This window comes from Undibacterium sp. TC4M20W, assembly GCF_049340245.1.
Lineage (GTDB): Bacteria > Pseudomonadota > Gammaproteobacteria > Burkholderiales > Burkholderiaceae_D > Undibacterium.
Map to the genome: position 1 here is coordinate 58,433 of NZ_JBMPPI010000021.1, position 22,457 is coordinate 80,889.

Consider the following 22,457-nt stretch of genomic DNA (forward strand, 5'->3'; position numbering starts at 1 on the left):
AGCCGCACCGCTCTTTTAATACGTCCCCTGAATCTGGTAAGTCGCGGTCAGCCATTCATAGCCGGTGGTAGTGCTACCTATATGACCCAGACCAGGGAAGGAAATGTGCGCACTGCCAACCAGATAGCCCTTGCTGGCAGCCAGTTGCAACAAGTACAGGCGTGATCTGACCGCAGCCGCAGCATCAAAATCATAGGCGATGGTGATCGTCGGGTCTTTGAACTGGGTGGCACCGGCATGTATGAGGTCACCCCACAACAGCAAGTTTTTGCCCTGACTGCTGATCAGGTATGCCGTATGCCCAGGTGTATGGCCATACGAAGGAATGCTGCTGACACCCGCGAACAATTCTTGTGCACCGTTGAAGGTTTTCAGGCGGCCAGCATCGGCATACGGGTTCACGGTGGCGCGTGACTGGGTAAATGTCAGTTGTTTTGCTGCCGGCGCTGCATTAGCCTGGGCCGTGCTCAACCAATAGTTTGCATCGTTTTTATCGACATACACATCAGCATTCGGGAACAGGCGTTTCCCGCCAGCCGATAGGCCGCCAGAGTGGTCGCCATGGATATGCGTGAGCAAGACCGCATCGACCTGCTCAGGCTGGTACCCGGCAGCGCGCAGATTACGTATCAGTCTGTTGCTGCTGCCACTGCCATCGCCGGCAGCGCCAAACAACTCGCCCGCGCCGGTATCGACCAGCAAGAGTTTGCTGCCGGTGTTGATCAGATAGGTATTGATCGACAGTTCAGCAGGCAGCTCTTCATGATGATGGGCGTAGGCGGCGCGCACTTCTTCAGGTTTGCTCATGATTTCATCGACATGGCGGGTTGCCGTGCCGTCTGACAATACCGTGACTTCAAAGCTGCCCAGCATCATGCGGTAAAAACCGGGGGCCTGGAACTTGGCCATGGGTGTTGCTGCGCGGGTTTTTTCTGGCACCTGGGCCTGCGCATTGGCATTGCCTGAGATCGCTATTGCCAGGCTCAGCGTGCTGGCAAGTATGAGAGCGGTTTTGATGCTGGTTTTCATGATGAGGCCTTTTTCGTGTAGTGATGAACAGGGCTTCAGTATAGAGAGCTATTATGATGAAATAATGTAGTAATATCTTATTAAACTATGTAGTAGTACTAATGAAATGGATTAACCGATGCGTGCGAGTGAATTTGCAGAATTCAAGGCCTTCGTGGCCATAGCAGAGAGGCAGAGCTTTGCCAGGGCGGCAGCTTTTCTGGAAGTCACACCATCTGCCCTGAGCCAGGTGATGCGGCAACTGGAGACCCGCGTCGGTGTGCGGCTCTTGCACCGCACTACACGCAGCGTCTCGCTGACGCAGGCGGGCCAGCAATTGCTCGATCATTTGCGCCCCGTGCTGGATGGGTTGGAGAAGGCGACAGAAGCCATCAATGACTTTCGCGATACACCAGCGGGCACAGTGTGCCTGACCGCACCACGGGTCGCGACAGAATTGCTGCTCGCGCCAAGGCTGGCAGAATTCCACAAAACCTATCCGCATATCGTGCTGGATATTTCGGTAGAAGATAAAACCGTCGATCTGGCCAAGGGCCGCTATGACGCAGGCATACGACAAGGGGAATTGCTGGCGCAAGACATGATCGCCATCAGCATAGGCCCCGAGCGCCGCTTTGTCTGTGTTGCTGCAAAAAGTTATATCACCAAAAACGGCATGCCACATACCCCGCGCGATTTGCAAAAGCATGAATGCATACGCATCAAACGCCCGAGTACCGAGGTGCATATCCCCTGGAAATTCATGGACAAAGGGCAGTCACTGGAGATTGCGGTTACAGGCCATCTCATCGTCAATGACGCCAACCTCGCCCTGGCAGCCGCCCTGAACGGCGCAGGCATTGCCGCCCTGGCAGAAGACCATGTACACCCCTACCTGCAAAGTGGCCGCTTGCAAGAGGTGCTACCTGATTTCGCGACTATGCGCGCGGGCTTTTATCTGTATTATTCCAGCAGACGCCACATGACGGCGGCCTTGCAGGGCTTGATTGCATTCTTGCGGGTGGAAGGTTCCAAGTAGCGGGATGGCGCCATCAGAAAAATGTCTGATCAAAGTCGTGATATAGCCGTAACGGGAGGTGGATTGCAATGCGCCACATGCAAATTCCGCATACGGCAAAGTGGGATGAGCGCGGCATGCAGAAATCACATCCGGCGGATACATAAAATAAATTGATGCTGCGTCTTTTGTTTTAGAATATGCTGCAAATCAATTTACGTTGCCTCCCTGGCAGCAAGATAACATCATGCGCAACTTCATCAAGGCCATTCTGCTGATGGCATTATTAAGCATCCCTGCATTTGCATCAGCAGGTTTTCTTGAAGACAAGCTTATACCCAAAGAAGAATCTGCTTTTGCAAAAGATTATCTCCAGCATGTGCATGACAATGATTTTGCCTATGTGAAGAGTAAGCTGGATCCAGAATTACTGCCAACAGTGACTGACGATAATTTACTGCGCATCAGCGCTTATTTTCCTGGTGGTGAGATATTATCGACTGAACTGATCGGTTCACAAGTCAATATCATCAATGGCGTCTGGACCGGCAATTTCACTGTCGAATACCATACGAAGTATGGCTGGGCCATAGGGTTTGTGGCCTTGAAACGCATCGACACTCAGTTAATCGTGACCGCCTTTAGCGTTCACAAGGCCAATGGCTCTCAAGAAGAACTGAACCGCTTCACATTGTCTGGAAAATCGGTATTGCACTATCTGGTATTGATTGCTACCGTCTGTATCCCCCTGTTCATACTCGTCACACTGATCACCTGCATCAAGACACCCATTCCCAAACGCAAGTGGCTGTGGATCGTCTTCATCATCCTGAGCATAGGCGCAATTCAAATGAACTGGACATCTGGCGAATATCGTTTGAATCTGCTGCAATTCCAGTTATTTGGGGCAGCCTTGATGACGATGAGCAAATATGCGCCGTCCGTGCTGACGGCAGGTTTCCCGCTGGGGGCGATACTGTTCTGGTTCTGGCGGCCCAAATATGTGGCGGCGGCAAAGGTTTTGAAGCAGGCCGAAGTAAGTGAGAAGCTAAGTGAGAAGCTAGGTGAGAAGGTGATTACTTAATATTTGCGCCACTCATTTTAGAATTTAATAAAATACCGTAAGATAATGGGCCTTGCATGCTTTAGCCCATATCGAAAACCAATTCTATGTTCACGCGCTTCTTTTCAAATTTTTTCATACTCATCCTCCTGGCATATAGTAGCTATGAGACTGTGTCAGGTTTTTTCGAAAACCGTAGCTTCAGCAAGCATGGAAAAGTCGCCGAGACTGAACAAATCCGAAAATATGAGCAAAGCGTTCACACACGAAAATCGCGTGGACATAGTCCTGATGTGACCGTGACAAACGAAGCCTTGATCAATTTCACGACGGCAGACAATCAAAAAATCAACGTCAATAAAAAACTGCCAAAAGACATTCTGGAAAAATATCAAAAGCATGATCAGGTCGATATTGAATATCTGAGTACTGCACCTGAAACAACGCGTTGGATAGGAGAGAAGCGGGATGTACGCGGCTCCTTTTATTTCTGGCTGATTATGGTAGTGATTACCTATTTTTCCATGATAATGGGGAGCAGGAAAAGAGACTGATTTTTTTGATGCAATTTCAGTATCTTGGATGCGTTGTAAAACATCATTCGCAGGAAGATAAATAAATTTATCGATTTGGACAAAATACATCACGCATGTATCAGTTATTTTTCTGAAATTTTGCGTTTCAATGAAACGGTTAATGCGGTGCGCCGTAATATATGCGTGCTGACGGTAACCGCGTCGAAGCGTGAGAACCGTCAGCGCGTAATATGGCTTAACTTGTCCTCCAAGATCTGCCGGAGAACATGAACCTCATATTTGAAAAATAAAAATTCCGGCAGAGTGTTTATCCTCGGGCATCCCTGTTTTTGCTTTCAGCCAGTGGTTTGAGCGCTTCTGTGATGAGGTCTGCCGTTCCAGCCACTCTTTCCAATGCTGGAAATTTCTCGCCGTCGTGATAATCGAGATTGATTATTCGGCTGTTACCAGCATCTTGCACTGTTACAGTGATGGTCTCCGCCGTGCCTTGCGCCTGACGTATCGCTTCTTGCATGGCATTCTTGGAATAATTTTTACCGTTGACCAAAGTGATTTTCATGTTGGGTACCAGACCGGCGCGAGCAGCCGGGCCGTCAGCTAGCACATCGCTGACCATGCCGTTGCCATCAATCGCCGCCGCAATTGAATACAGGAAGCCATTGCTGCCACGTAAAGCCGCAAAGGTATTTGGCGTGCTGCGATAGACCAGTCGGTATCCGCCCTGAGTCAGGCCGCCATGCGGTGCGTTGGGACTGAGGGACAGCAGACGCTCGTCAAAGAATTGTTGCCAGTCTGCCGCTACGACTGAGTTCAAAGCGGCGACCAGTTCGGGTATGGTATAGGGTACGACCTTGGCGTCAGTGTCACCACCATTGCCAAAGAACAGACGGTTAAAGTCGTCCAGTGATTTTTTACCCCCGCTTTTGTTGCGGATGGTCATATCCACATCCAGCCAGATCAGGCCACCTTCTCCGTAAAAATCAAAGCCATCGCGGCGCAGACTGTTGTAGCTGCCACTGCTATTCCACAAAATCATTGCCATGGTGGCTGTGTCTTGCAGATTGCGCCAGGTCTTGCCCGGACGTTGGTCAAAACGTGCAACGGTTTCTGCCAGCGCATCCAGGTATAGTTCTGGTGTCCATATGCCAGCGCGGACAGTGAGCTGGTTACCCAGATAATCGGTCAGGCCTTCATGTACCCACAAACCACCGCCATCTTGCGGAACCTGGAAGTTGGGAGTAGCAGCCCCGGCGGGGCGGCGATATTTGCCGTTCCAGCTATGGACAAAATCGTGTGGTATGAAGCCACCGAAAGCCAGGCGCATGGTGGGGTCAGTCATGAAGCGGGCTGGCCTGCGGCTGTCCAGCGATTCATGATGGTCTCCGGCCAGGCCAGTTATCTGGTCAGACAAGCTGAGCAAAAGACGGTAAGACCGATAATGCCGGTTGCCAAACATCAGGCCGCCCTGCGTAATCATCTTTCCTAACTGTTCAATTTGCTGCGGGCTAATGTCCATATTGGCTGGAGTATCTGCCACCATATCCAGATAATGCGGCTGCCTCGTTCCCGGTGCTAGCGGAATTTCCTTGAAGTTTTTTCCGGCGATGACGGGGGCGTCTACCAGCATTTCCAGCGATACTGGTTTGAATACTAAAGCACTGTCAGCAGCAACGGCTGGCGTGCCACTGACAGTTTCCAGTGAACTTGCATAACGCCAGCCTGCAGGCAAAAACAGGCTGGGCATGACGGTAATGTCTGCAACCTGGGTATCTGGCGTGGGGTAGGCATAAAGCAGCAAGTTATTCCAGCTTAGCACTGCCAGGTCATTGCTGGCGCTGCCTTTTGCAGTTTCGCCATTGGGCGTAGTAATGAAATCGGTCTTGATCTCCAGCGTGTTGACACCTTCGGGTACCGTGATATGGTAACTATACAAATCAAGCGCATCGCGCCGCCAGGGAATCGTTTGCCTGGCCTTGCCCACATCGCTATTATTTCCGCTGATGCGCAGGTTCACTTGTTGGTCTATGGCGGCGAAGGCATGTTCGTTGGGTATCCATTTTGGGTAAGCCAGTGTCATCTTGCCGGGGCGCACGGTGATGGTTTCTGTCGCATGTACTATCTTCTTGTCTACATCGCGCATATCAACATTCAAGCTGATAGATGTTTGCGCCTTGGCATCAGCAGCCAGCGCCGTAGAACATGGCACGATACCTAAAGATAAAAAGATAACAAGTGGTCGGATTGCCAGTTTCATCATGCGCCCAAATATTGAAATAAACCAGCAGGATAACTTGGCGAGACGCCTGGGGATATCGAATAAATATAATGATGCCCATTACGATTGTTAATGGATTGCCTGTTTTTCGACTTTATAAGATATTGCTGAAATCGATTATTTAGGACAGGTGGAAGTTAGCCGTAGTAGACAGGTCACTGTAAATTAGCTCAGGCAACGGTATGCACGGCGCACTCTACGGCTTTTTGGGAGACTGCCAATCAAGGCCGCAACCACAGCTTGCGAAAATCCATCCAGCCGCAGCGGGCCAGGGTCACGCCGCCGAGTTGCGGGCCATATAGTCTATGCCGTGGTGGGTGTGGCGCATGGGTAGTATCCAGGCTTGTTCTACCATGCGGGCGAAGCAGGTTTCGATGAGGCTAGCGCGTTGGGTTGCGTCTGCCTCTGCGGCGATTTCTGCACTGACTTGCGCCAGCCAGTTGCGCTCTGTCGCATCCATCATCTGATTGACCCGTGATTCTCCGGCCAGCCAGCTCAAAGCTCTTCTTCTGCTTTATTGCTGCTGCCCAGCATGCTGCCATGATAGGGATGCATGATACGGGCAGCGGCCACGACCTGCTCGCCTTCGCAGACATCAATATGGATGACAGGCCTCGGTTCATAAGCAATGCTGCTAGCAACCAGTTTTACGGGAGCCGTATTAATACAGTGGAATATCTCGGCCATGTAGTTTTTTATCCGTGTTCAAATAACAGTAATGTGAAGGTATCTGCCTCTTTCATTCTGATGTGAGGTACGTTATTTTTTATCTCCATCAGTACGACGGCCAGGATGGGAAAACATCTTGTTCACACCAGGCCATCCGTAAGGCGCATGCAGATGAATAATGCAAACCGCACCGTAAACAAGCATGAAGCCAAATAGTATGCCGTTCGTTATTGCCAGCAAGGCCCCATAAATACAGCCAGCCAGTGCCAGAACGTATGCGAAGCGGTAGGTTCGCTCGTTTTTCAGCCATAGCAGGAACAGCAGTATCAATGACACTGAGATGGATGCTGTTGCAAGCGCTGGATGTAGATGAAGTTTATTGAGTCGATGTTCATCCAGGTTGAACCAGTGCACATCCATCATCTGCCCCAGGCTCAATACCAGGGTTGCGACCGTGTGGACTGACAAAAATATAAATGCCTTTCTGCGGGCGTTTTCCATGTAGATTTTTTCTGTATGGCGAATGTTCAAAGCGGAGATTTGCTCAAGTATTCTATGCGTTTTACAGTTGAAAATAGAAAAGACAGCCTGCCACCCCGGGATATGGAGATGTTCATTGTACTTCTGCGTGCATCCCATTCTGTTTTTATTTCCAGGTCGTAGATACGGTAATTGCTGGCATCATCAACATCATAATCCATATCTACGCTTGCCACATTTGAGAAAATGAAGAGGGCCGGCTCTTTTCCTGGATATTCAGGCAGACCTAACAAGTTTATATTGATGTCATCTACCTCTAACGTCAGTGTCTTGTCAGACGGATTTACGCTTGCATGAAACCTGGCATCATGCAGCCCGCCAAGCGCGAGAAAAAACGCTGCGGGATTTGATATGTCAGTGTGCATGACGAATATCTTTTGTAATTGCCTGTGAATCTGCTCATCACGGCTGAGTACAAACATGAAACCTGCACCAGCCCCCAATACATGCAAAGGCTGGAAACTCTCGACTTGCGACCAGAAAACCCGCGCTTGCTCACTTTGCTCATCAAGTACCGAAAACTCAAAGTGATTCACCGATACCGCATGCTGCTCACGAGGTGGCTCAGCCTCATACACATACCACTCATCAAAACCCGGCGTTGGCAAATCGGCTATGTCTTGCACGTGCGGACTGACAGCCAGCGTATTGTGCACTACCCAGCCTCTTGCCATTTCTTCCTGATCAGGCTGGTAAGGGCCGCCATCACAAGCAGCAATTGTTACTTGCCGACCGAGGACAAGTTCAGGGCAACTCTGGATCAGTGTTGCCAGTGAGGGATCGGCGATACCTGTCCATACGAAGATGTGACAGCCGTGACGGTAATGTGTTTGTGTCTGCATCTGGGTATTCGGGTTATTGCATGGTGTATGGCAGGTTCATTTTCCATCTTCATCAGCGCGATGGATGGGTTTGGCAAATATGCCCAGGCCGTTTGGAAAAGCTAAAGGTGCACTGTAAGCGATGACTCTGCCTGTGCCATACAGCAATAAAAATTCCGCGCCTGTGGCATAGACAAAAGTGATATATACACCATAGATGCAGGTTGCCAGGGCAACGGCAAACATGAGTTTCCAGGTTTTCTCATGCTGGAACCACAGCAAGAGTAGAAGGCTGCTGGAAAAGAACAGGTGTATTGCTGCTACGTTTGGGTGGGCCAGCAAACGTGCCAGGCCAGTGTTCTCGTCGAAGTGCCAGTCCAGGCTCAGCAACTGGGTTCCTTCAATGATGAGGATGAAGGTGATATGCAGCAGCAAGAAAAACACGGCATCTTTGTAAAATTTTTTCATGAAGAAGGTTTATCCTGATTTTTATAAGATACGGCATCGTTGTTCCTGATTGGTAAATCAAACGCCGCTTTTAAAATAAGGTTCAAGACGCACAAATGGCTCGAGATAAAGCCTGAACCCTGCCTCTTTTCTTGAGCTGCCGCGTGAATATTCACCTATCGCCAGTTGCCCCAAAAATTCCAGATACTTGCCGCGCTTGTCATCGACCGCGCTGATGTTCTTGCAGTCTTTGAGTTCAAAATGCAATAAGGGGGTATCCTGGCCTGTGACAAAAACGCTGACTGTAACGTCGCCATTGAGCGTCGTATCAATAAGCTGTATCGTCGCTACCGGTGTCGTGAAGGTGTAAGTGATGGTACGAAATTCATCTTCTTCAACTGCTGAAGCGAGTTCGAGAATATCAAGATAAGCAAGGCGCTGTTTGCCTGCGGCGATGATGTCGGCGTTGCTTGTCATGGAGAGTGTAGCCTGTACAAATCAGAAAAGATGTACATAGCTTAACATGGCATTAAAAATTTGCGCATTCAATACAAGATCACAATCATCAGGATTTCATTGTATGTCGATGCGTTTTACTTATGCGGGTGTGCTTGCTACGGGTTTGGTATATATTTGTGCAGCAGGCAATTACAGTGTTTAAGGAGACCCGTGAATTTGCAAGGCCTGGGTCGTTGATATAAGTGCCAGTGATCACGCTGGTAGGGTGCGCCGTGCGCACCGCGTTTGATATGACGATAAGATAAATTTCCCCGAAAAAACGGTGCGCACGGCGCACCCTACTGGTTGCAGAGTAGTTTCGACTTAATCACATTCTCGCAAGGCAGCCTCTACACATTTCAAGCGATGAATATCAAGCTCGTAATAAGACAATGTTTCTTTGCCGGGTTTCCTCTTTTTAAAGCTGGCTGCATTTTCCGCAATCGCCAGTTGTAACTTACTTTTTGCGTATTCGAGCTTGATCCTTGCTTCATCAGGCTTGCCTGCCAATAACAGCAAGTAACCAGTATTGCAAGCAGCTATCTCTCCTCTATTGCGTTTGCTGTAGTAAGAGGCAATGTCACTCAAGGATGTGAATTGAGCAAACCAGGCCTTTGCACTTTGCAGATGTTGAGCCACGAGTTCTACGCTGGCTTGTAATGTTGCCAGGTCTTCTGCTTCATACGTTTCTGAATGAAACCTGTCGGTATAATTTCCCAATCGATCACCTACGATGAAACCAAAGCTCTTTTCAGCTGGGTCAGTTTGCCAATAAGTATCCATGCCGGGGACACTCAGGCCAATTTCGACCCAGAAATTGCCACTTCCGTATCCAGATTGTTGCAAGTAAAAACCTTCTTCCCAAGACTCACGCTTACGCAAGAAGTATGCACCCGTCGTTTGCTGAAAACCCAGATTGGTGATCAAGGGTTTCAGATGTTTGGGTGCGGCTTTTGAAAATGTACCGTAGTCTCGCTTAACAGCCATATATCGTGCTTTCAAAATTTGGTGATCCTGATCAATAGAGATCATTTCGTTTTTTCATAGTACTTAATTTGATCAGAAACAAATTCACAAAAATTGCCATACCTTCTGCTTTTTTGTTTAGGCGTCATGGCGGGTGACCAGAGTACCACAGGATATGTACGAATTTTTTCACTGATGTCTAAGCACCAGAACGAATCAGTCATGAAATTATCAGTGATAAAGATTAAATGCTCGGGAGCGGGCGGACCTTGCTCCAGCCAATGTTCATTCATACGTATAAAGCGATTTTTTTCCAGGATGTGTGTATCCGATGCATAGTCTTCTCCCAGGCTGAGAAAGAAGCTGCCATAGCTTGCAGACAAACGTGCGAATGCAATCAATTCAGGTGGGATGCGAAAATCCAGACATGATTCTATATGAGTGATGCTGTTACTGGTGGGGGCTGGATGACGCTCCCATTGCGGCACAAGAGCTGTGTCAAATTGTTGGATAAGTTCGTGCATGTTATGGCGGATATTGTAGGCTATCGGTTATTTTTTTAGAACTCAGGGCCGCAACCACAGCTTGCGAAAATCCATCCAGCCGCAGCGGGCCAGGGTCACGCCGTGCGCAGCATGCAAATTAGTCGAATGAAATTAATTGGCTGCCAGTTCCACGCTATACAACTGCTTGTGCCCGCGCTCTTCATACAGTCTTCTATAGTAGTCAGCGACCCTGAAGCTTTCGTAAGTATTCATCAGGATGGTATTGCCATTGTCATCCAGGCGATAAAGGTGATGTGCTCGCAGCGCTGATTGTGTTTCAGGATGAAACTTCTTGATCCGGGTGATATTGTCAGTCCATAAGTAAAGCTCATAAGCACGTAGTTGCAGATAATCCAGCACCGCATCGATTTCCAACAAGTCCAGATAGATATTGCACTGGTCTATGCTGAGATGATACTCCAGCGTGATTTTATGGCCCCATGGCAGCTCAAAAAACCAAAGCTCTACCGGGCCCGGGCTATCCCAGTCACTGGGATGGTCTGAATGCTTTTCACCGAATTTGTCGATGAAGTTAATATAAGGGATGCAGACTGTGATGATGATAGTGCCGTTGCTGATATCGGCACGGGTGATGGGACGGATGTTTTGCATGTAAGTCGATTTAATCCGTCAATTTAAGCCACTCACTTTGCCGCATATTGATCAATTGCCCTGAGCAGGTTGCCGGGGGTGCTCATCTGGATTGACAATTTTTGTGCTGCATCGGCTGATTCCGCAGACATTGTCATCAGGATCTTGTCGCGACTTGTTTTAGCACCTTCGGTATTCGAGCTGGCCGCCAACGTATAAAGCGCGGAGGCTATGATCTTGTTTTGTGATACGGCGGCTCCTTTGTCGTACATTGCCGCCAATGCTGACTGGGCATCACCATTGCCCTGATCAGCCGCTTTACGAAACCAGCTTAAGGCCAATGGAAAATCTCTGGGCGCGCCCGTTCCATTTACGTGAAAAATGCCTACATAAAATTGTGAGGCAGCATGTCCCTGGTCCGCGGCTTTGTGAAACCAGCTATAAGCTTGCGCGTTATCCTGTGTCACGCCTTCGCCGTCGAGATACATGGCTGCCACGTTGAATTGTGCAGTGGCAACGCCTTGAGCGGCAGCTTTGCTGTACCATGCCAGCGCTTGTGCATAATCCTGCTTTACCCCACGCCCTTGGTTGTACAGGTATCCAAGACTGAGTTGTGCGGAGCGGTCTCCCTGTTCTGCTGCTTTGCCATACCAGGTAAAGGCTTTTGCATGGTCTTGCGGCACTATCAGGCCCTTGTCATACATGAACGCCACATTATATTGTGCAATGGCCTGGCCTTGCTCTGCTGCTTTGAGATACCATTCAAAAGCTTGTTGAGCATCTTTGTTGATACCTTCGCCATTGTTTAGCATAAACGCCAGATTGAGCTGGCCATCTGAATCCCCCTGGTCTGCCGCTTTGCGGAACCATGCCGCTGCTTGCGCTTTGTCTTTGGGGACACCTGTACCAGTAAAGTAGATATGGCCCATTTGCACTTGGGCCTCAGCATCGCCAAGCTCAGCTGCCTTGCGGAACCAGATGAGTGCCTCAGAAGAATTTTTAGAAACACCTTGCCCAAGTTCGTACATGACACCAAGCCTGAATTGCGCTGTGGGCACATTCTGCGCGGCTGCTTTGCTGAACAAAATGAAAGCCTGCTCATAATCTTTTGTTACCCCCCACCCCTTATAGTAAAAAGCACCGAGGTTGTGCTGTGCGCTGGAGTATCCCTGGTCGGCAGCTTTGCGATACCATTCTGCGGCCTTGGCATAGTTTTGTGGCACCCCCTGGCCTTTTGCATACAAGACACCCAGATGAAATTGCGCTACGTTATTGCCTTTTTCTGCCAGTGGCTGCCATTCCTTGAGTGCAGTTGCAAAGTCTTTTTTCTCTGCCGCTTTAAATCCGGCATCAATATCTGCATAAGCAAGAGATGCATGGAGTACACCTGACAACATGAGAAGAGGAATGATTTTGCGCATGGACGTTTGAGAAATTGCTGGACAAAGATTTATTGTAAATGAAATAAGTGAGGTGTATAGGTGTTGCACTGGATTTTTTGTAGGAGTGGCTTTCGCCGCGAATGCCTGATATAGCTAACAACGATAGACACGGTGACAAGTTCGCGGTTAAAGCTATTCTTACCAAGTCGGTTTTACTGACACACCTCAAGGCCTCAACCACAGCTTGCGAAAATCCATCCAGCCGCAGCGTGCCAGGGTCACGCCGCCGAGTTGCGGGCCATAGTCGATGCCATGGCGGGTGTGGCGCATGGGCAGTATCCAGGCTTGTTCTACCATGCGGGCGAAGCAGGTTTCGATAAGGGCTGCACGTTTGCTAGCATCCGCTTCTGCGGCAATTTTTGCACTGGCTTTTGCCAGCGAGGTGCGCGCTGTTTTATCCATCATCTGATTGACCAGTGATTCTCCGGCCAGCCAGCTATACAGGCCAAATTCCATGTCATTGTCGAGCACGTCACCGGCGATGACAACATCGGCCCAATCCCGCCAGCCGTAGGGGCCAAATTCGGGGAAGGGCAGGATGTGGATGCTGACATCGGCGCCTGCCTCGCGCAATCTGTCTGCTACGCAATGGGTGAGGGCGATATGGCTGTCGAGTTCATAAGTCACCAAGTCGAGGTGGGCAGGCAGGGTGGGAGCTGTTGTTGACGTTTGCTCGGGTAAATGCCGCCATTGCGGCAGCATGCCAAAAGCCATGGGCCGGGTTTCTTTGGCGGCGAGTTCCGCCGCCGCCGGGCGCAGCCAGGTGCCGACTGCAAGGCGGGCAGCAGGCGTGGAGAATTCTGCGCGTGCCGGGTTCAGCATGACGAGGTCACAGCCTTGTTCAAGGGCGCGTATTCGCGACCAGCTATCGTCAGGTGCAGGTACCTGATCAGGTGATGCATGTGCCAGGTGCAGGTCAACTTCCGGAAAGGGGCTGCCTAGTGGCACTACCCATAAATCGATTTCATCCAGCAGGGCACGTTCACGGAAATAGCCATCAAACGCTGCCAGCGTGGCCCGGTGTTCATTATTGCGTATCAGCCGGAATGGCCCGGCACCGATGGGCAGCGTGGCAAAATCTGCGCGCTGCGAATCATCCACAGGCACGATCACGGCAGCATGATGTGCCAGCAGATGCAACAGCAAATGGTCAGGCTTGCTGAGTTGCAGCTTCATACTGCGCTCGTTACCACTGATGTTGGCCAGGTGAGCAAACATGGCGCGGTAAGGGCCATCTGTATCGCGGGCACGTTGCAGTGAATACACCACGTCCTCGGCGCGCACCGGGCGGCCATCGTGGAATTGCAGGCCGGGCCGCAAGATAAATTCCCAGTTACGGCCATCGGCACTGGCATCCCATCTGTGCGCCAGTGCCGGGATGATCTGTTCGCTGGCACGATCATATTCGGTCAGGCCAGCACAAATCTGCATGATGATGTGCTGCTCGGTGCGACGGTTGATATGGATGGCATCCAGCGCATGCAGGGGGCGGTAAAACGGCATGCGCAAAGTGCCTGCACGGCCACTGCCAAGGTAACCGGGCAGCGATTGCTTCAGGCGTTCACGTCCGGCATTCGGCAAGCCATCAAAGGCGGCTTCGAGTTTGCCATCTGCCAGCAAGTGATGCAGCCTTTGCAGGCGCAGGTTGTCATGGTCTTGCAGCAGACTCAGGCGTGAGCGATGGCCGCGCCCGTTTCCTGGCTGCCAGTCTATCCAGCCTTGCTCCTGCATGCGTTTGAGCAGCAGGCGGGCATTGCGTTCGCTACAGCACAGGGCGGCAGCAATCTGGGCCAGGCCGGAGGCATGGGCGCTGGGGTGCCATTCGGCCAGACGCTGGAAGTGATCAAGCAGGCGCATCTTTGTCCGGTAATAAAGGGGGAAAGAAATATCAGATTCTATCCGTTTTTGTGTTTCCGCCTTTGATATACGCTAGTGGGCATTGTTCAACCTTGCTTGATATTCTTCATGTCCACTCCCTCGCTTTGGCAACTCGCCAGCTTTCGCCGCCTGTATGCATCGACCATCAGCTTTTCGCTGGGCACGCAAATCTATCAGCTCGCCATGCCGCTGATACTCTACCAGTTGACGCAATCAGCCGGGGTCATGACGGGCATGCGCGCGGTTGAATTGTTGCCCAATTTGCTGCTGGCGATGTTCATCGGCGTCTGGGTAGACCGCATAGACCGTGGCCGCTGGGCACGCTTTGCCATTGTCGGCATCGTTGTGCTGACTGGCATGCAGGCGGTGCTGCTGGAGAATGGTGCGCGGGCCTTATCTTTTTTCTTTATCACCGCCTTCCTGCTGATGACTCTGCATTATCTGTATGCCATTTGCCGCATGGGGATGTTGAAGGAAATGCTGCCAGAACAATTGCTGCTGCCTGCTACCGGACAACTGACGGTGTTAAACCAGGTGTTCAGCATCCTTGGCCCGGCGCTGGCCGGTGCCGTGATTTCCATACGTATGGACCTGGGCTTGTGGCTGCCCATGCTGGCGATGCTGCTGGCTGCCTGGCTGCTCAGGGATTTACAACTACCAGTGCGCAAACCGGATGCAGATGGTTACTGGAATGAATGGCGCGAAGGCTGGCGCGTGCTGATCGCCAACAAGCCGCTGTGGCACCTGGCCTGGCTAGTGGTCGTCATCAATGGCAGCGCGGGAGTGGTGGATGTGCTGTTCCTGTTCCGTGCGCGTGACCAGTTGCAACTGGGCGCAGCCGAGGTCGGCCTCATGTATGGCGTGGCAGGCATAGGCGGCGTCATCGGCGGCCTGGTCGCCAGTCGCCTGCGCCAGCGCTTTGGCCTGGGCCGCCTGCTGGCACTGGAACTGGGCGTCGAAGCCTGTTCCATGCTCTTGCTGGCCTGGGGCAGCAGCATACGCTTGTTGTTGCTAGCACTGGCCATCAACAGCTTTTGCACCGTCATCGGCAATGTCTGCATCTGGGGCTACCGCCAGGAGAGTACAGACAGCCGTTACATAGGCCGTATATCTGGCCTCACCGGTTCGCTGTTCAAACTGCTGATGCCGGTGAGCCTGGTATTGTCCGGGGCATTGGTGGGTGACTTGCCACTGGCGTGGATATTGAGTGCCTGTGCGGGCACGCATTTTTTGCTGGTGGTGGGGACGCGGGTGTCGGCGGTGTATGGGGTGGAGTAGTGGGCTTTGATATTCGTTTTGTAGAGTGCTGATAGATTCCGTTTTACATGTGCCAACAGCAGCGGCTTCAGCCGTGAATAATTGCGCCTGCTTCATGACGGCGGTACGCGGCTAATGTCTGGACGTAGGTACGATTAGTGCAACGTAATCGTACGAATGGTTGGCTGCAACTCTCTATACTGCTTGATAATCTCGGGCATTTTATGTGACTCCATCATGCATGCATTTCACTCACGTTGAAATGAATAAGTGGCGGACACGGAACTTGCTTGTGACCTATAGTTATTTGCGGCACAGCATGCGTACGATTACGTTGCACTAATCGTACCTACACGGTCTACACGCTGGACAGGATAATAGGGTCGTAGCAGTCCAGCACTCATTTTAAAAACGGCCCAAACTTTCCCCCAGCTTGAAATGTAAAACCAGAAATTCTGAGTTTTTTTACCAAATCACGAAATGGTTTCAAAGCAAGATCACAGTCCATATCATACTTCCATTGCGGAACACGGAATAAATAGGTGGGATCAATTTTATTTAGATGAAATACTGCACGAAATGGTCTTTTTCTTTCAGGTGAAAGTTCATCTTCACCAAGTCGCGAACGTTCCTCATCAACCACATCACAAATATGATGAACCCACATAATGTAATATTGTTGCGGTACACCTGCGATCTCAACAGGTACAAATGTACACTCGTTCTTTAGGTATGGAAGTAATTTATCTCTTGCGAACTCTGATACTACATATTCAAATCCCAACAGAACCCCACCATTTGGAGTAAATGAGTTTACTTCGATTACATCAAGAAAATTAGGCTTAATACAATGATCGTCAAGTGACCTACACTGGAATTTCAAGGTATTTATTGCAGATGGAACGATTTTGCGGGCATCCAATGCTTTAATGCGTCTATCTACAGAAATGGGATAACCAAGTTTGTGTTCGTTGTGAGCGAAAACTAAATTTATTTCCATGTAATTTGAATCGCCTATCACCCTGGCGGCAGCCGGGTCAAAACCAGCTTGTAACGCTTCTTGGGCGCTACAAATTTTCATGAAAATATCCTTTTCGAACTGCAAAAATAATCTATAAATGCATGACTAATCTCGGTAAACCTCTCCCCAAATTACTTCAAAAAATATGCAATCAATAGAAGATGAATATAAATAACGATGAATCTTCTGGATAGTTAGATGGGTTTAAAATTGCATTTTTCCGGCCAAGGGCCACTCAAGTTTATATCCGTATCGGTTGAACGCACGCCGGAGTTTGATTAAAGTCTTTCTTGGCATTCCGGAATTGAGTTTGATCAGTGTCTTGCAGAATGACAAATCTGGGATCACTCCAATTCCCAGAAGTAAATAAACCATGTCCACATGCCCCATGCCGCATGCTTCGGCTAATGCATAGTCGGATACCATGCCACCGCAAGAGCTGAGTAGCTCAACAATTTCGATATCGTTTTCCACGACAAACCAGTGCATGACTGTTTCGCCTGAATAGTTCTTGCAGTTTAATAAGTTCGGCTCACTGTTAATCATTGGCCGTACCAGATGTGGGGTGTAGTACACCGCTTCCATCAGGCGGTCATAACCATAGTCTTTTCCTGGGTGTCCGGCCATGTAGTTTGAGATCATTATTGGATTTATGCTGGTACTTGCCGGATGCATCATCTCTGGCGTTAAAACAGGTGAGATCGCTGAATCTTAGGTTCACAATCTGTAGCGTATCGTGGCGATTGATAGTTTATATCAGATCGATTAAATTTTATTATCGGCAAGGTGAATTAAGACAGAAATGCGAAGGTTTTACCTATGAGAGTGGCATTTCTATACTTGCTTTTTCTGTGGCATGACCAGTATAGACCCATTTGACAACTGATAAAAACAGGATTATTCTATAAAAATGAAAACACTGAGCATACTCTTTTTTACCTCCGCCCTCCCGGCATGTCACACGACATCCCGGGGCCGCTGATGTGTGCCCGTTGAAACTCTGATCAGATAGAATCAGAAATTAAAACAAAGGCCCACAAGGGCCTTTTTTGTTTTCCAGTACTTTGTTTTTGTGTTTTGTTTTTGCCCTTGATATCCAAAAACTCAGCACCACTTTAGTCAACACTTTGTAGTGTACTTTGAACCAATCACTCTCTCATTGAGGAGCCATATAACATGAAGTCAGCAGATGTAGAACGCGCGCGGGTCCACTGAAATAAGGGTGGTCGCATGGCCCCGCGGCGCTGTCACCAAGACAACCCCACGACCGCTCGCTATGTAGAAAGACCATCATGACGAACACTGTCCCCCGTGCCGCTTCCAACAAGGCATCTGCTCACTCTGCGCTCAATAATGTGCGTAACAACTGGCGCAACTTTGGCATCATCGCGCACATAGACGCTGGCAAGACCACGCTGTCTGAACGCATCCTGTTTAAAACCGGCGAAATCCACCGTACTGGCGAAGTCCATGAAGGCAATGCCACCATGGACACCATGGCACTTGAAAAAGAACGCGGCATCACCATTGGTGCAGCGGCGACCCGCTGCGTCTGGAACGGCCATGAATTCACGCTGATTGATACACCAGGCCACATCGACTTTGCGATAGAAGTTGAGCGCTCGCTGCGCGTGCTTGACGGTGCCATCACCGTTTTGTCAGGCGTGGCTGGCGTGCAGCCGCAGACCGAGACTGTCTGGCATCAGGCTGAGAAACATGGCGTGCCCATGATCATCTTCGTCAATAAAATGGATCAGACCGGCGCTGACTTTGCCCGCGTCACAGAACAGGTGCGCAAGCAACTGGGTGCGCGCCCTGTGCCTCTGGCGATACCTGTCGGCGCGGCGGATGAGTTTGGTGGCGTCATTGATGTCTTGCAACAGCGTCTGCTGCAATGGGATACCAAGGGCAATATGACGGTGCTAGCCTTGCCCGCAGAACTGCAGGCGCAAGCCCAGGCGGCGTATGCCTATGCGGCCTCGGTCGCGGCAGAAGCGAGTGATGCATTGACGGATGCCTATCTGGCGAACGACACGCTGACCAATGCAGAAATTCTGCAAGGTTTGCGTACCCTGACGCTGGCCAGAAAAGCCACGCCCATGCTGGCAGGTTCTGCGTATAAAAACGCAGGCATAGAACCGCTGCTCGATGCCGTTATTGATTGGCTACCTGCGCCTGACGACCGTGCTGCTCCCGTTGCTACATTGAACGGTGACAGTGTGACCGTGGCAACTTGTGATGCTGATCCTCTGGCCGCGCTGGTGTTTAAGGTCACGCATGATGAACATGGCTCGTTGGCGTTTGTGCGTATTTATGGCGGCAGTCTGCATGAAGGTGAAACCATCTGGAACGCCAGTCTTGATTCGTCTGTGCGGATAGGCCGTCTGTATGTCGTGCATGCGGATGAACGTACCAGCACCACGCAGTCTGGCGCGGGCAGTATCATCGCCATCGCCAACCTGAAAGACGCGCTGACGGGGCACACTTTGTCCAGCAAGGCGCAACCGTGGACGCTGGAAACCATCCATGCGGGTGAGCCTGTGGTGGCGCTGGCAGTTGAACCAGGCAGTGGCACTGACCGTGCAAAGATGTTGGCAGCACTCGACAAGTTCCGTCGTGAAGATCCGTCTTTGCGTCTGGAAAACAATGTCGAGACTGGCGAGACCATTTTGTGGGGCATGGGTGAATTGCATCTGGATGTGGTGCTCGAACGTGCCCGCCGTGAAGCTGCGGTGGACATACGTGTCGGTGCGCCGCATGTGGCTTACAAGGAAACCATGGGCCAGGCGATGGTCGAAGCAGAAGGCAAGCTTGACAAGCAAAACGGCGGCAAAGGCATGTATGCCCGCGTCGTTGTGCGGCTTGAGTTGCTGGATGAAGGTGAGTTTGCCTTTGCCAATGTCGTCAAAGGTGGCGTGATACCGACGGCGTTTTTCCCGGCTGTTGAAAAAGGCGTACAGCAGGCCATGCAGCAAGGCCCGCTGGGGCAAAAAGTGACAGGCGTCAAAGTTACTTTGCTTGATGGTGATTTCCATGCTGTTGATAGTAATGAAATGGCCTTCATCATCGCCGCCAAGGAAGCCGTGCTGGCAGGCTTGCGCAAGGCTAACCCGGTCTTGCTCGAACCCGTCATGAAAGTGACCGTCGATGCCCCCGCCATCAATACCGGCGATGTCATCGGTGACTTGCAAAGACGCAGCGGCCGCGTGTTGGGCATCACAGAAAACACAGGCCGTGTTGAAGTGGTGGCAGATGTGCCTTTGACCAAGCTGTTCGGCCACACGAACGACTTGCGTTCCTTGTCACAGGGCAGGGCGTTTGCGAGTTCAGTCTATGCGCGCCATGCGGCTTGTGACGTGGAAGAGGCGTCGTTTGTGTAGACAGTGTTGAATGTGGATGATGGGTGGGCTGTAGTCTGGTTTGTCTGTTGTCTGCAAGCTAGTATGAGAGAAGCACGAGAGAAGCCAGGGCGGGTGCTCTGGCTTTTTTCTTGGCATTAGCAGTTTCAATATGTATTTCCAGCTATTAATATATTCACGTATTACAGTCCTGCTAATTTACGCAATCGCTCTATCAAAATTGGCAGGCGTGCCTGATTCGCTGCATCGGGGTGCAGATGCCATTGCAGGTGTTCTGTAAATGAGATATCAGCCAGGAGGTCATCTATTTCTTCCCTGATAAAATCACGTGCAGCGCTATCAGTAGTTTGCATTTCATGACTTAACTCTGGCCGTCCATCAACAATGTTGACGATGTCTTCAATGTCTTCAATGTCATGATGTGCATAGTCACCATTGCCGCGACTGTAAAACGATTCCAGCTTGGTCGCGATGAACAGAGGTGCTGTCACCAATTGAATGTCTCGTCCACTCGGAAGCTTGACCTTCTGTGCGTGCTTTACTACTTGTGGATACCAGCGATTAGTGAAATTGTGACCGATATCCCAATCGGACATGACATCGATAATTAATGCGTCTTTAGACCAGCGACAGATTACGTCGCTTTGTTCCTTAAAGCCTCGCTGTCTCAATTTTTCTTCAAGATGATAATAACTCGGGAGTGAGGCCACTTCAGCGACCAGATCGACATCTTGTGTCGCCCTGACTGCGGGGCGTGCGGTATCAGTAATGAGTAATCCTGTGGCGCAACCACCAACTAGCACAAGTTCCTCGCATAGCTCACCAAGCGCCTGAGCGACTAGTTCAACTGAGGCAATGTTGGGATCTTTCCCATTCATTTCATATGCTCCACCAGTAATGTCTCTGCAATTTCCCTCTCTCTTGCAGCTCCGCTGCGCAAGGCATCTACCAGAGTCAATAGATCATATAGCTTTTTATCCAGACGGCAAGCCATGGGGACGGAGTGATAAAGCGGTTGTAGTGAAAAACCACGTACTTCTCCTTCCGGATCGGGCCACACGCTGGGAAGCTCATCGCTTTCCATGAAATATTTTTTCAATGCTGGAGCAAAGATAGTTGTTGGCATGCCACGTGTCAGACCGCCAATCATAGGTGGGAAGATGTATTTGACTCCATGGACAAGAAATTCATGTAAAGCTGATTTCACGACATTTATCATGCCGTCACTGCGATTCAATAGCCTGGACATTTCTGCCCGTCCTACGGCTGCATGCACTTCGGATGCAGACATGACTAATTCCCCTGCAAGCTCTGCATAGGTGTATTGCCAGTCAGAATTAACAGCAATCTTTAAAGTAACAAACAGATCTTGCGGCTTTAACATGATTTGCTTACTTGTTAGTTGCTTCATCTTATTCTTTATTTGTGAATTGCGAATAAGTCTTATATTACAGAATATTAGGCGTAAATTCAAGAATTCGCTATTCGCGAATATTTTTTTAGCTTAAAGTATAGTTTTCCTATACAATCCAAATGTGGCAGTCCCTGCTTGAGGGCGTGGAACACAGAATTCAAATTGGTTAATTTGCTCTCGACTTATCTAGCCACAATTTCATTGTTAAAATAGAAGTGAGGTTCATGATGGTTGATGTCCCACGCAAAAAGAGCCCGCGTGCACCTTCCATGTCTTTAAATGAAGCATTGGATCGGGCAATAAAAGTCTATGAAAAGGAGCGACTTCATCCTGCGCCTACTGAAGTAGTAGCGGCAGATATAGGTTATAGAAACGCGAACAGTGGTGCCGCTACGTCTGCTATTGCATCGTTACGTTCTTTCGGCCTTCTCGCACGTTCAAAGGACGGAGTATTGGTGGTCTCTAAGGACGTTGAGTCATTTCGGTTTGCGCCGGATGAAGGATTGCGCAGAGTGCTATTGAGGCAGTTCCTTAAAACCCCACCTCTATATGCCGAGTTGCTTGAAAAATTTGAGTCAGGATTGCCTTCCGATGCGAATTTGAAATATGAACTTATCCAACGGGGTTTCATACCAGCATCGGCAGATTCTGCATTGATAGCATTTAAGCAATCTGTCGCCTTTGCTGGCTATTATGACGACGAAAATACGCCAGACATTGAACCTGAAGTAGAAATTCCTATCGATTTAAAACAGGAAGAGACATCCAGGATGGTTGGAGTGCAACCTCTTGTTGCTCAGCCAACTTCAAATTTTGTTGCAGGTTTGGAGGAGCAAGATATTGATCGCATACCAGTCCGCTTGCCTGGGGGAAGGCGTGCGTGGTTGCTGATACCTATACCATTTTATGAAGCAGATAAGCAGCGTTTAAAAGCACAGATAGATCTGTTACTGACTGAGGATGGTGAGTAAGAGCCTGCATTCATAGCACATCAAAAATATGGTTTTGGGTGATGTATGGACCATGCGCAGCCGGGTGAAACGGCGGTGATTGCCTTGCTTGCGGCACATCACCGGCGTAAATACGCTTGGATGAAGGACTGGACTAGA

General features: G+C 50.0%; 23 protein-coding genes. 6 read left to right on the top strand and 17 right to left on the bottom strand.

The window, feature by feature from the left end; all coding sequences use genetic code 11:
- Positions 1-15 precede the first annotated feature (15 nt).
- Positions 16-1,029, bottom strand: coding sequence for an MBL fold metallo-hydrolase (locus ACO0LL_RS21510; protein ID WP_422952857.1), 1,014 nt, complete (start codon positions 1,027-1,029; stop codon positions 16-18).
- 118 nt (positions 1,030-1,147) lie between these two features.
- Here ACO0LL_RS21510 and ACO0LL_RS21515 point away from each other — a divergent pair, with 118 nt between their 5' ends.
- The 3 genes from ACO0LL_RS21515 to ACO0LL_RS21525 all read left to right on the top strand — a co-directional run bounded on the left by ACO0LL_RS21515 (position 1,148) and on the right by ACO0LL_RS21525 (position 3,643).
- Positions 1,148-2,047, top strand: a complete 900-nt coding sequence (locus ACO0LL_RS21515) for a LysR substrate-binding domain-containing protein (RefSeq protein ID WP_422952858.1) — start codon at positions 1,148-1,150, stop codon at positions 2,045-2,047.
- 226 nt (positions 2,048-2,273) lie between these two features.
- A complete protein-coding gene (locus ACO0LL_RS21520; protein WP_422952859.1) occupies positions 2,274-3,110 on the top strand; it encodes a hypothetical protein in 837 nt (278 codons plus the stop codon).
- 152 nt (positions 3,111-3,262) lie between these two features.
- Positions 3,263-3,643: a hypothetical protein gene (locus ACO0LL_RS21525; RefSeq protein WP_422952860.1), complete on the top strand. Its 381-nt coding sequence runs from the start codon at positions 3,263-3,265 to the stop codon at positions 3,641-3,643.
- Between the two features lie 289 nt (positions 3,644-3,932).
- Here the strand turns inward: ACO0LL_RS21525 and ACO0LL_RS21530 are convergent, their stop codons facing one another.
- From ACO0LL_RS21530 to ACO0LL_RS21585, 12 genes are all read right to left on the bottom strand, one after another.
- Positions 3,933-5,879: a PDZ domain-containing protein gene (locus ACO0LL_RS21530; protein ID WP_422952861.1), complete on the bottom strand. Its 1,947-nt coding sequence runs from the start codon at positions 5,877-5,879 to the stop codon at positions 3,933-3,935.
- Between the two features lie 295 nt (positions 5,880-6,174).
- Positions 6,175-6,399, bottom strand: coding sequence for a hypothetical protein (locus tag ACO0LL_RS21535; protein WP_422952862.1), 225 nt, complete (start codon positions 6,397-6,399; stop codon positions 6,175-6,177).
- Complete coding sequence (locus ACO0LL_RS21540) at positions 6,396-6,587, bottom strand: hypothetical protein (protein WP_422952863.1); 192 nt, start codon at positions 6,585-6,587, stop codon at positions 6,396-6,398. The genes ACO0LL_RS21535 and ACO0LL_RS21540 overlap by 4 nt, the downstream gene beginning before the upstream one ends.
- 72 nt (positions 6,588-6,659) lie before the next feature.
- Positions 6,660-7,070: a hypothetical protein gene (locus ACO0LL_RS21545; protein ID WP_422952864.1), complete on the bottom strand. Its 411-nt coding sequence runs from the start codon at positions 7,068-7,070 to the stop codon at positions 6,660-6,662.
- Positions 7,071-7,096: 26 nt separating this feature from the next.
- The gene (locus ACO0LL_RS21550; protein ID WP_422952865.1) at positions 7,097-7,951 is read right to left on the bottom strand and encodes a hypothetical protein; all 855 of its coding nucleotides are present in this window, start codon (positions 7,949-7,951) and stop codon (positions 7,097-7,099) included.
- Positions 7,952-7,987: 36 nt separating this feature from the next.
- The gene (locus ACO0LL_RS21555) at positions 7,988-8,398 is read right to left on the bottom strand and encodes a hypothetical protein (protein WP_422952866.1); all 411 of its coding nucleotides are present in this window, start codon (positions 8,396-8,398) and stop codon (positions 7,988-7,990) included.
- Between the two features lie 57 nt (positions 8,399-8,455).
- Positions 8,456-8,854 carry a hypothetical protein gene (locus tag ACO0LL_RS21560; protein ID WP_422952867.1) on the bottom strand — a complete coding sequence of 133 codons (399 nt, stop codon included), beginning with the start codon at positions 8,852-8,854 and terminating at the stop codon, positions 8,456-8,458.
- A 345-nt stretch (positions 8,855-9,199) separates the two neighbouring features.
- Entirely contained in the window at positions 9,200-9,907 is a 708-nt protein-coding gene (locus ACO0LL_RS21565) for a DUF4304 domain-containing protein (RefSeq protein ID WP_422952868.1), read from the bottom strand.
- Positions 9,904-10,365 (bottom strand): SMI1/KNR4 family protein, encoded by a 462-nt coding sequence (locus tag ACO0LL_RS21570; RefSeq protein WP_422952869.1) that lies wholly within the window; start codon positions 10,363-10,365, stop codon positions 9,904-9,906. Before ACO0LL_RS21570 ends, ACO0LL_RS21565 begins: the two co-directional genes overlap by 4 nt.
- A gap of 132 nt (positions 10,366-10,497) precedes the next feature.
- Positions 10,498-10,998 (bottom strand): hypothetical protein, encoded by a 501-nt coding sequence (locus ACO0LL_RS21575; protein WP_422952870.1) that lies wholly within the window; start codon positions 10,996-10,998, stop codon positions 10,498-10,500.
- Positions 10,999-11,030: 32 nt separating this feature from the next.
- Positions 11,031-12,398, bottom strand: coding sequence for a tetratricopeptide repeat protein (locus ACO0LL_RS21580; protein ID WP_422952871.1), 1,368 nt, complete (start codon positions 12,396-12,398; stop codon positions 11,031-11,033).
- Between the two features lie 186 nt (positions 12,399-12,584).
- Positions 12,585-14,276 (bottom strand): ABC transporter substrate-binding protein, encoded by a 1,692-nt coding sequence (locus ACO0LL_RS21585; RefSeq protein ID WP_422952872.1) that lies wholly within the window; start codon positions 14,274-14,276, stop codon positions 12,585-12,587.
- Positions 14,277-14,384: 108 nt separating this feature from the next.
- On the opposite strand from ACO0LL_RS21585, the gene ACO0LL_RS21590 reads away from it, so the two are divergent.
- Positions 14,385-15,575, top strand: a complete 1,191-nt coding sequence (locus tag ACO0LL_RS21590; RefSeq protein WP_422952873.1) for an MFS transporter — start codon at positions 14,385-14,387, stop codon at positions 15,573-15,575.
- A 379-nt stretch (positions 15,576-15,954) separates the two neighbouring features.
- On the opposite strand, the gene ACO0LL_RS21595 is transcribed toward ACO0LL_RS21590, so the two are convergent.
- Together ACO0LL_RS21595 and ACO0LL_RS21600 are read right to left on the bottom strand one after the other, a co-directional pair.
- Positions 15,955-16,635 carry a hypothetical protein gene (locus tag ACO0LL_RS21595; RefSeq protein ID WP_422952874.1) on the bottom strand — a complete coding sequence of 227 codons (681 nt, stop codon included), beginning with the start codon at positions 16,633-16,635 and terminating at the stop codon, positions 15,955-15,957.
- Positions 16,636-16,779: 144 nt separating this feature from the next.
- Positions 16,780-17,217: an ankyrin repeat domain-containing protein gene (locus tag ACO0LL_RS21600; protein WP_422952875.1), complete on the bottom strand. Its 438-nt coding sequence runs from the start codon at positions 17,215-17,217 to the stop codon at positions 16,780-16,782.
- 650 nt (positions 17,218-17,867) lie between these two features.
- On the opposite strand from ACO0LL_RS21600, the gene fusA reads away from it, so the two are divergent.
- Positions 17,868-19,955 carry an elongation factor G gene (fusA, locus tag ACO0LL_RS21605; RefSeq protein WP_422952876.1) on the top strand — a complete coding sequence of 696 codons (2,088 nt, stop codon included), beginning with the start codon at positions 17,868-17,870 and terminating at the stop codon, positions 19,953-19,955.
- Positions 19,956-20,116: 161 nt separating this feature from the next.
- Here fusA and ACO0LL_RS21610 read toward each other — a convergent pair whose 3' ends face one another.
- Together ACO0LL_RS21610 and ACO0LL_RS21615 are read right to left on the bottom strand one after the other, a co-directional pair.
- Positions 20,117-20,812, bottom strand: a complete 696-nt coding sequence (locus ACO0LL_RS21610) for a hypothetical protein (RefSeq protein ID WP_422952877.1) — start codon at positions 20,810-20,812, stop codon at positions 20,117-20,119.
- Positions 20,809-21,345, bottom strand: a complete 537-nt coding sequence (locus ACO0LL_RS21615) for a hypothetical protein (RefSeq protein ID WP_422952878.1) — start codon at positions 21,343-21,345, stop codon at positions 20,809-20,811. Before ACO0LL_RS21615 ends, ACO0LL_RS21610 begins: the two co-directional genes overlap by 4 nt.
- A 227-nt stretch (positions 21,346-21,572) precedes the next feature.
- Between ACO0LL_RS21615 and ACO0LL_RS21620 the strand changes: the two genes are divergently transcribed.
- Positions 21,573-22,319 carry a hypothetical protein gene (locus tag ACO0LL_RS21620; RefSeq protein WP_422952879.1) on the top strand — a complete coding sequence of 249 codons (747 nt, stop codon included), beginning with the start codon at positions 21,573-21,575 and terminating at the stop codon, positions 22,317-22,319.
- Positions 22,320-22,457 lie beyond the last annotated feature (138 nt).

Excerpts from the sequence above, each read along its gene's own strand:
- ACO0LL_RS21540 (WP_422952863.1), bottom strand. The coding sequence starts at position 6,587 with ATGGCCGAGATATTCCACTGTATTAATACGGCTCCCGTAAAACTGGTT.
- ACO0LL_RS21585 (WP_422952872.1), bottom strand. The coding sequence starts at position 14,276 with ATGCGCCTGCTTGATCACTTCCAGCGTCTGGCCGAATGGCACCCCAGC.
- ACO0LL_RS21610 (WP_422952877.1), bottom strand. The coding sequence starts at position 20,812 with ATGAATGGGAAAGATCCCAACATTGCCTCAGTTGAACTAGTCGCTCAG.
- ACO0LL_RS21555 (WP_422952866.1), bottom strand. The coding sequence starts at position 8,398 with ATGAAAAAATTTTACAAAGATGCCGTGTTTTTCTTGCTGCTGCATATC.
- ACO0LL_RS21515 (WP_422952858.1), top strand. The coding sequence starts at position 1,148 with ATGCGTGCGAGTGAATTTGCAGAATTCAAGGCCTTCGTGGCCATAGCA.
- ACO0LL_RS21580 (WP_422952871.1), bottom strand. The coding sequence starts at position 12,398 with ATGCGCAAAATCATTCCTCTTCTCATGTTGTCAGGTGTACTCCATGCA.
- ACO0LL_RS21550 (WP_422952865.1), bottom strand. The coding sequence starts at position 7,951 with ATGCAGACACAAACACATTACCGTCACGGCTGTCACATCTTCGTATGG.
- ACO0LL_RS21575 (WP_422952870.1), bottom strand. The coding sequence starts at position 10,998 with ATGCAAAACATCCGTCCCATCACCCGTGCCGATATCAGCAACGGCACT.
- ACO0LL_RS21565 (WP_422952868.1), bottom strand. The coding sequence starts at position 9,907 with ATGATCTCTATTGATCAGGATCACCAAATTTTGAAAGCACGATATATG.
- fusA (WP_422952876.1), top strand. The coding sequence starts at position 17,868 with ATGACGAACACTGTCCCCCGTGCCGCTTCCAACAAGGCATCTGCTCAC.
- ACO0LL_RS21520 (WP_422952859.1), top strand. The coding sequence starts at position 2,274 with ATGCGCAACTTCATCAAGGCCATTCTGCTGATGGCATTATTAAGCATC.
- ACO0LL_RS21570 (WP_422952869.1), bottom strand. The coding sequence starts at position 10,365 with ATGCACGAACTTATCCAACAATTTGACACAGCTCTTGTGCCGCAATGG.
- ACO0LL_RS21600 (WP_422952875.1), bottom strand. The coding sequence starts at position 17,217 with ATGATCTCAAACTACATGGCCGGACACCCAGGAAAAGACTATGGTTAT.
- ACO0LL_RS21510 (WP_422952857.1), bottom strand. The coding sequence starts at position 1,029 with ATGAAAACCAGCATCAAAACCGCTCTCATACTTGCCAGCACGCTGAGC.
- ACO0LL_RS21615 (WP_422952878.1), bottom strand. The coding sequence starts at position 21,345 with ATGAAGCAACTAACAAGTAAGCAAATCATGTTAAAGCCGCAAGATCTG.
- ACO0LL_RS21530 (WP_422952861.1), bottom strand. The coding sequence starts at position 5,879 with ATGAAACTGGCAATCCGACCACTTGTTATCTTTTTATCTTTAGGTATC.
- ACO0LL_RS21590 (WP_422952873.1), top strand. The coding sequence starts at position 14,385 with ATGTCCACTCCCTCGCTTTGGCAACTCGCCAGCTTTCGCCGCCTGTAT.
- ACO0LL_RS21545 (WP_422952864.1), bottom strand. The coding sequence starts at position 7,070 with ATGGAAAACGCCCGCAGAAAGGCATTTATATTTTTGTCAGTCCACACG.
- ACO0LL_RS21620 (WP_422952879.1), top strand. The coding sequence starts at position 21,573 with ATGATGGTTGATGTCCCACGCAAAAAGAGCCCGCGTGCACCTTCCATG.
- ACO0LL_RS21595 (WP_422952874.1), bottom strand. The coding sequence starts at position 16,635 with ATGAAAATTTGTAGCGCCCAAGAAGCGTTACAAGCTGGTTTTGACCCG.
- ACO0LL_RS21560 (WP_422952867.1), bottom strand. The coding sequence starts at position 8,854 with ATGACAAGCAACGCCGACATCATCGCCGCAGGCAAACAGCGCCTTGCT.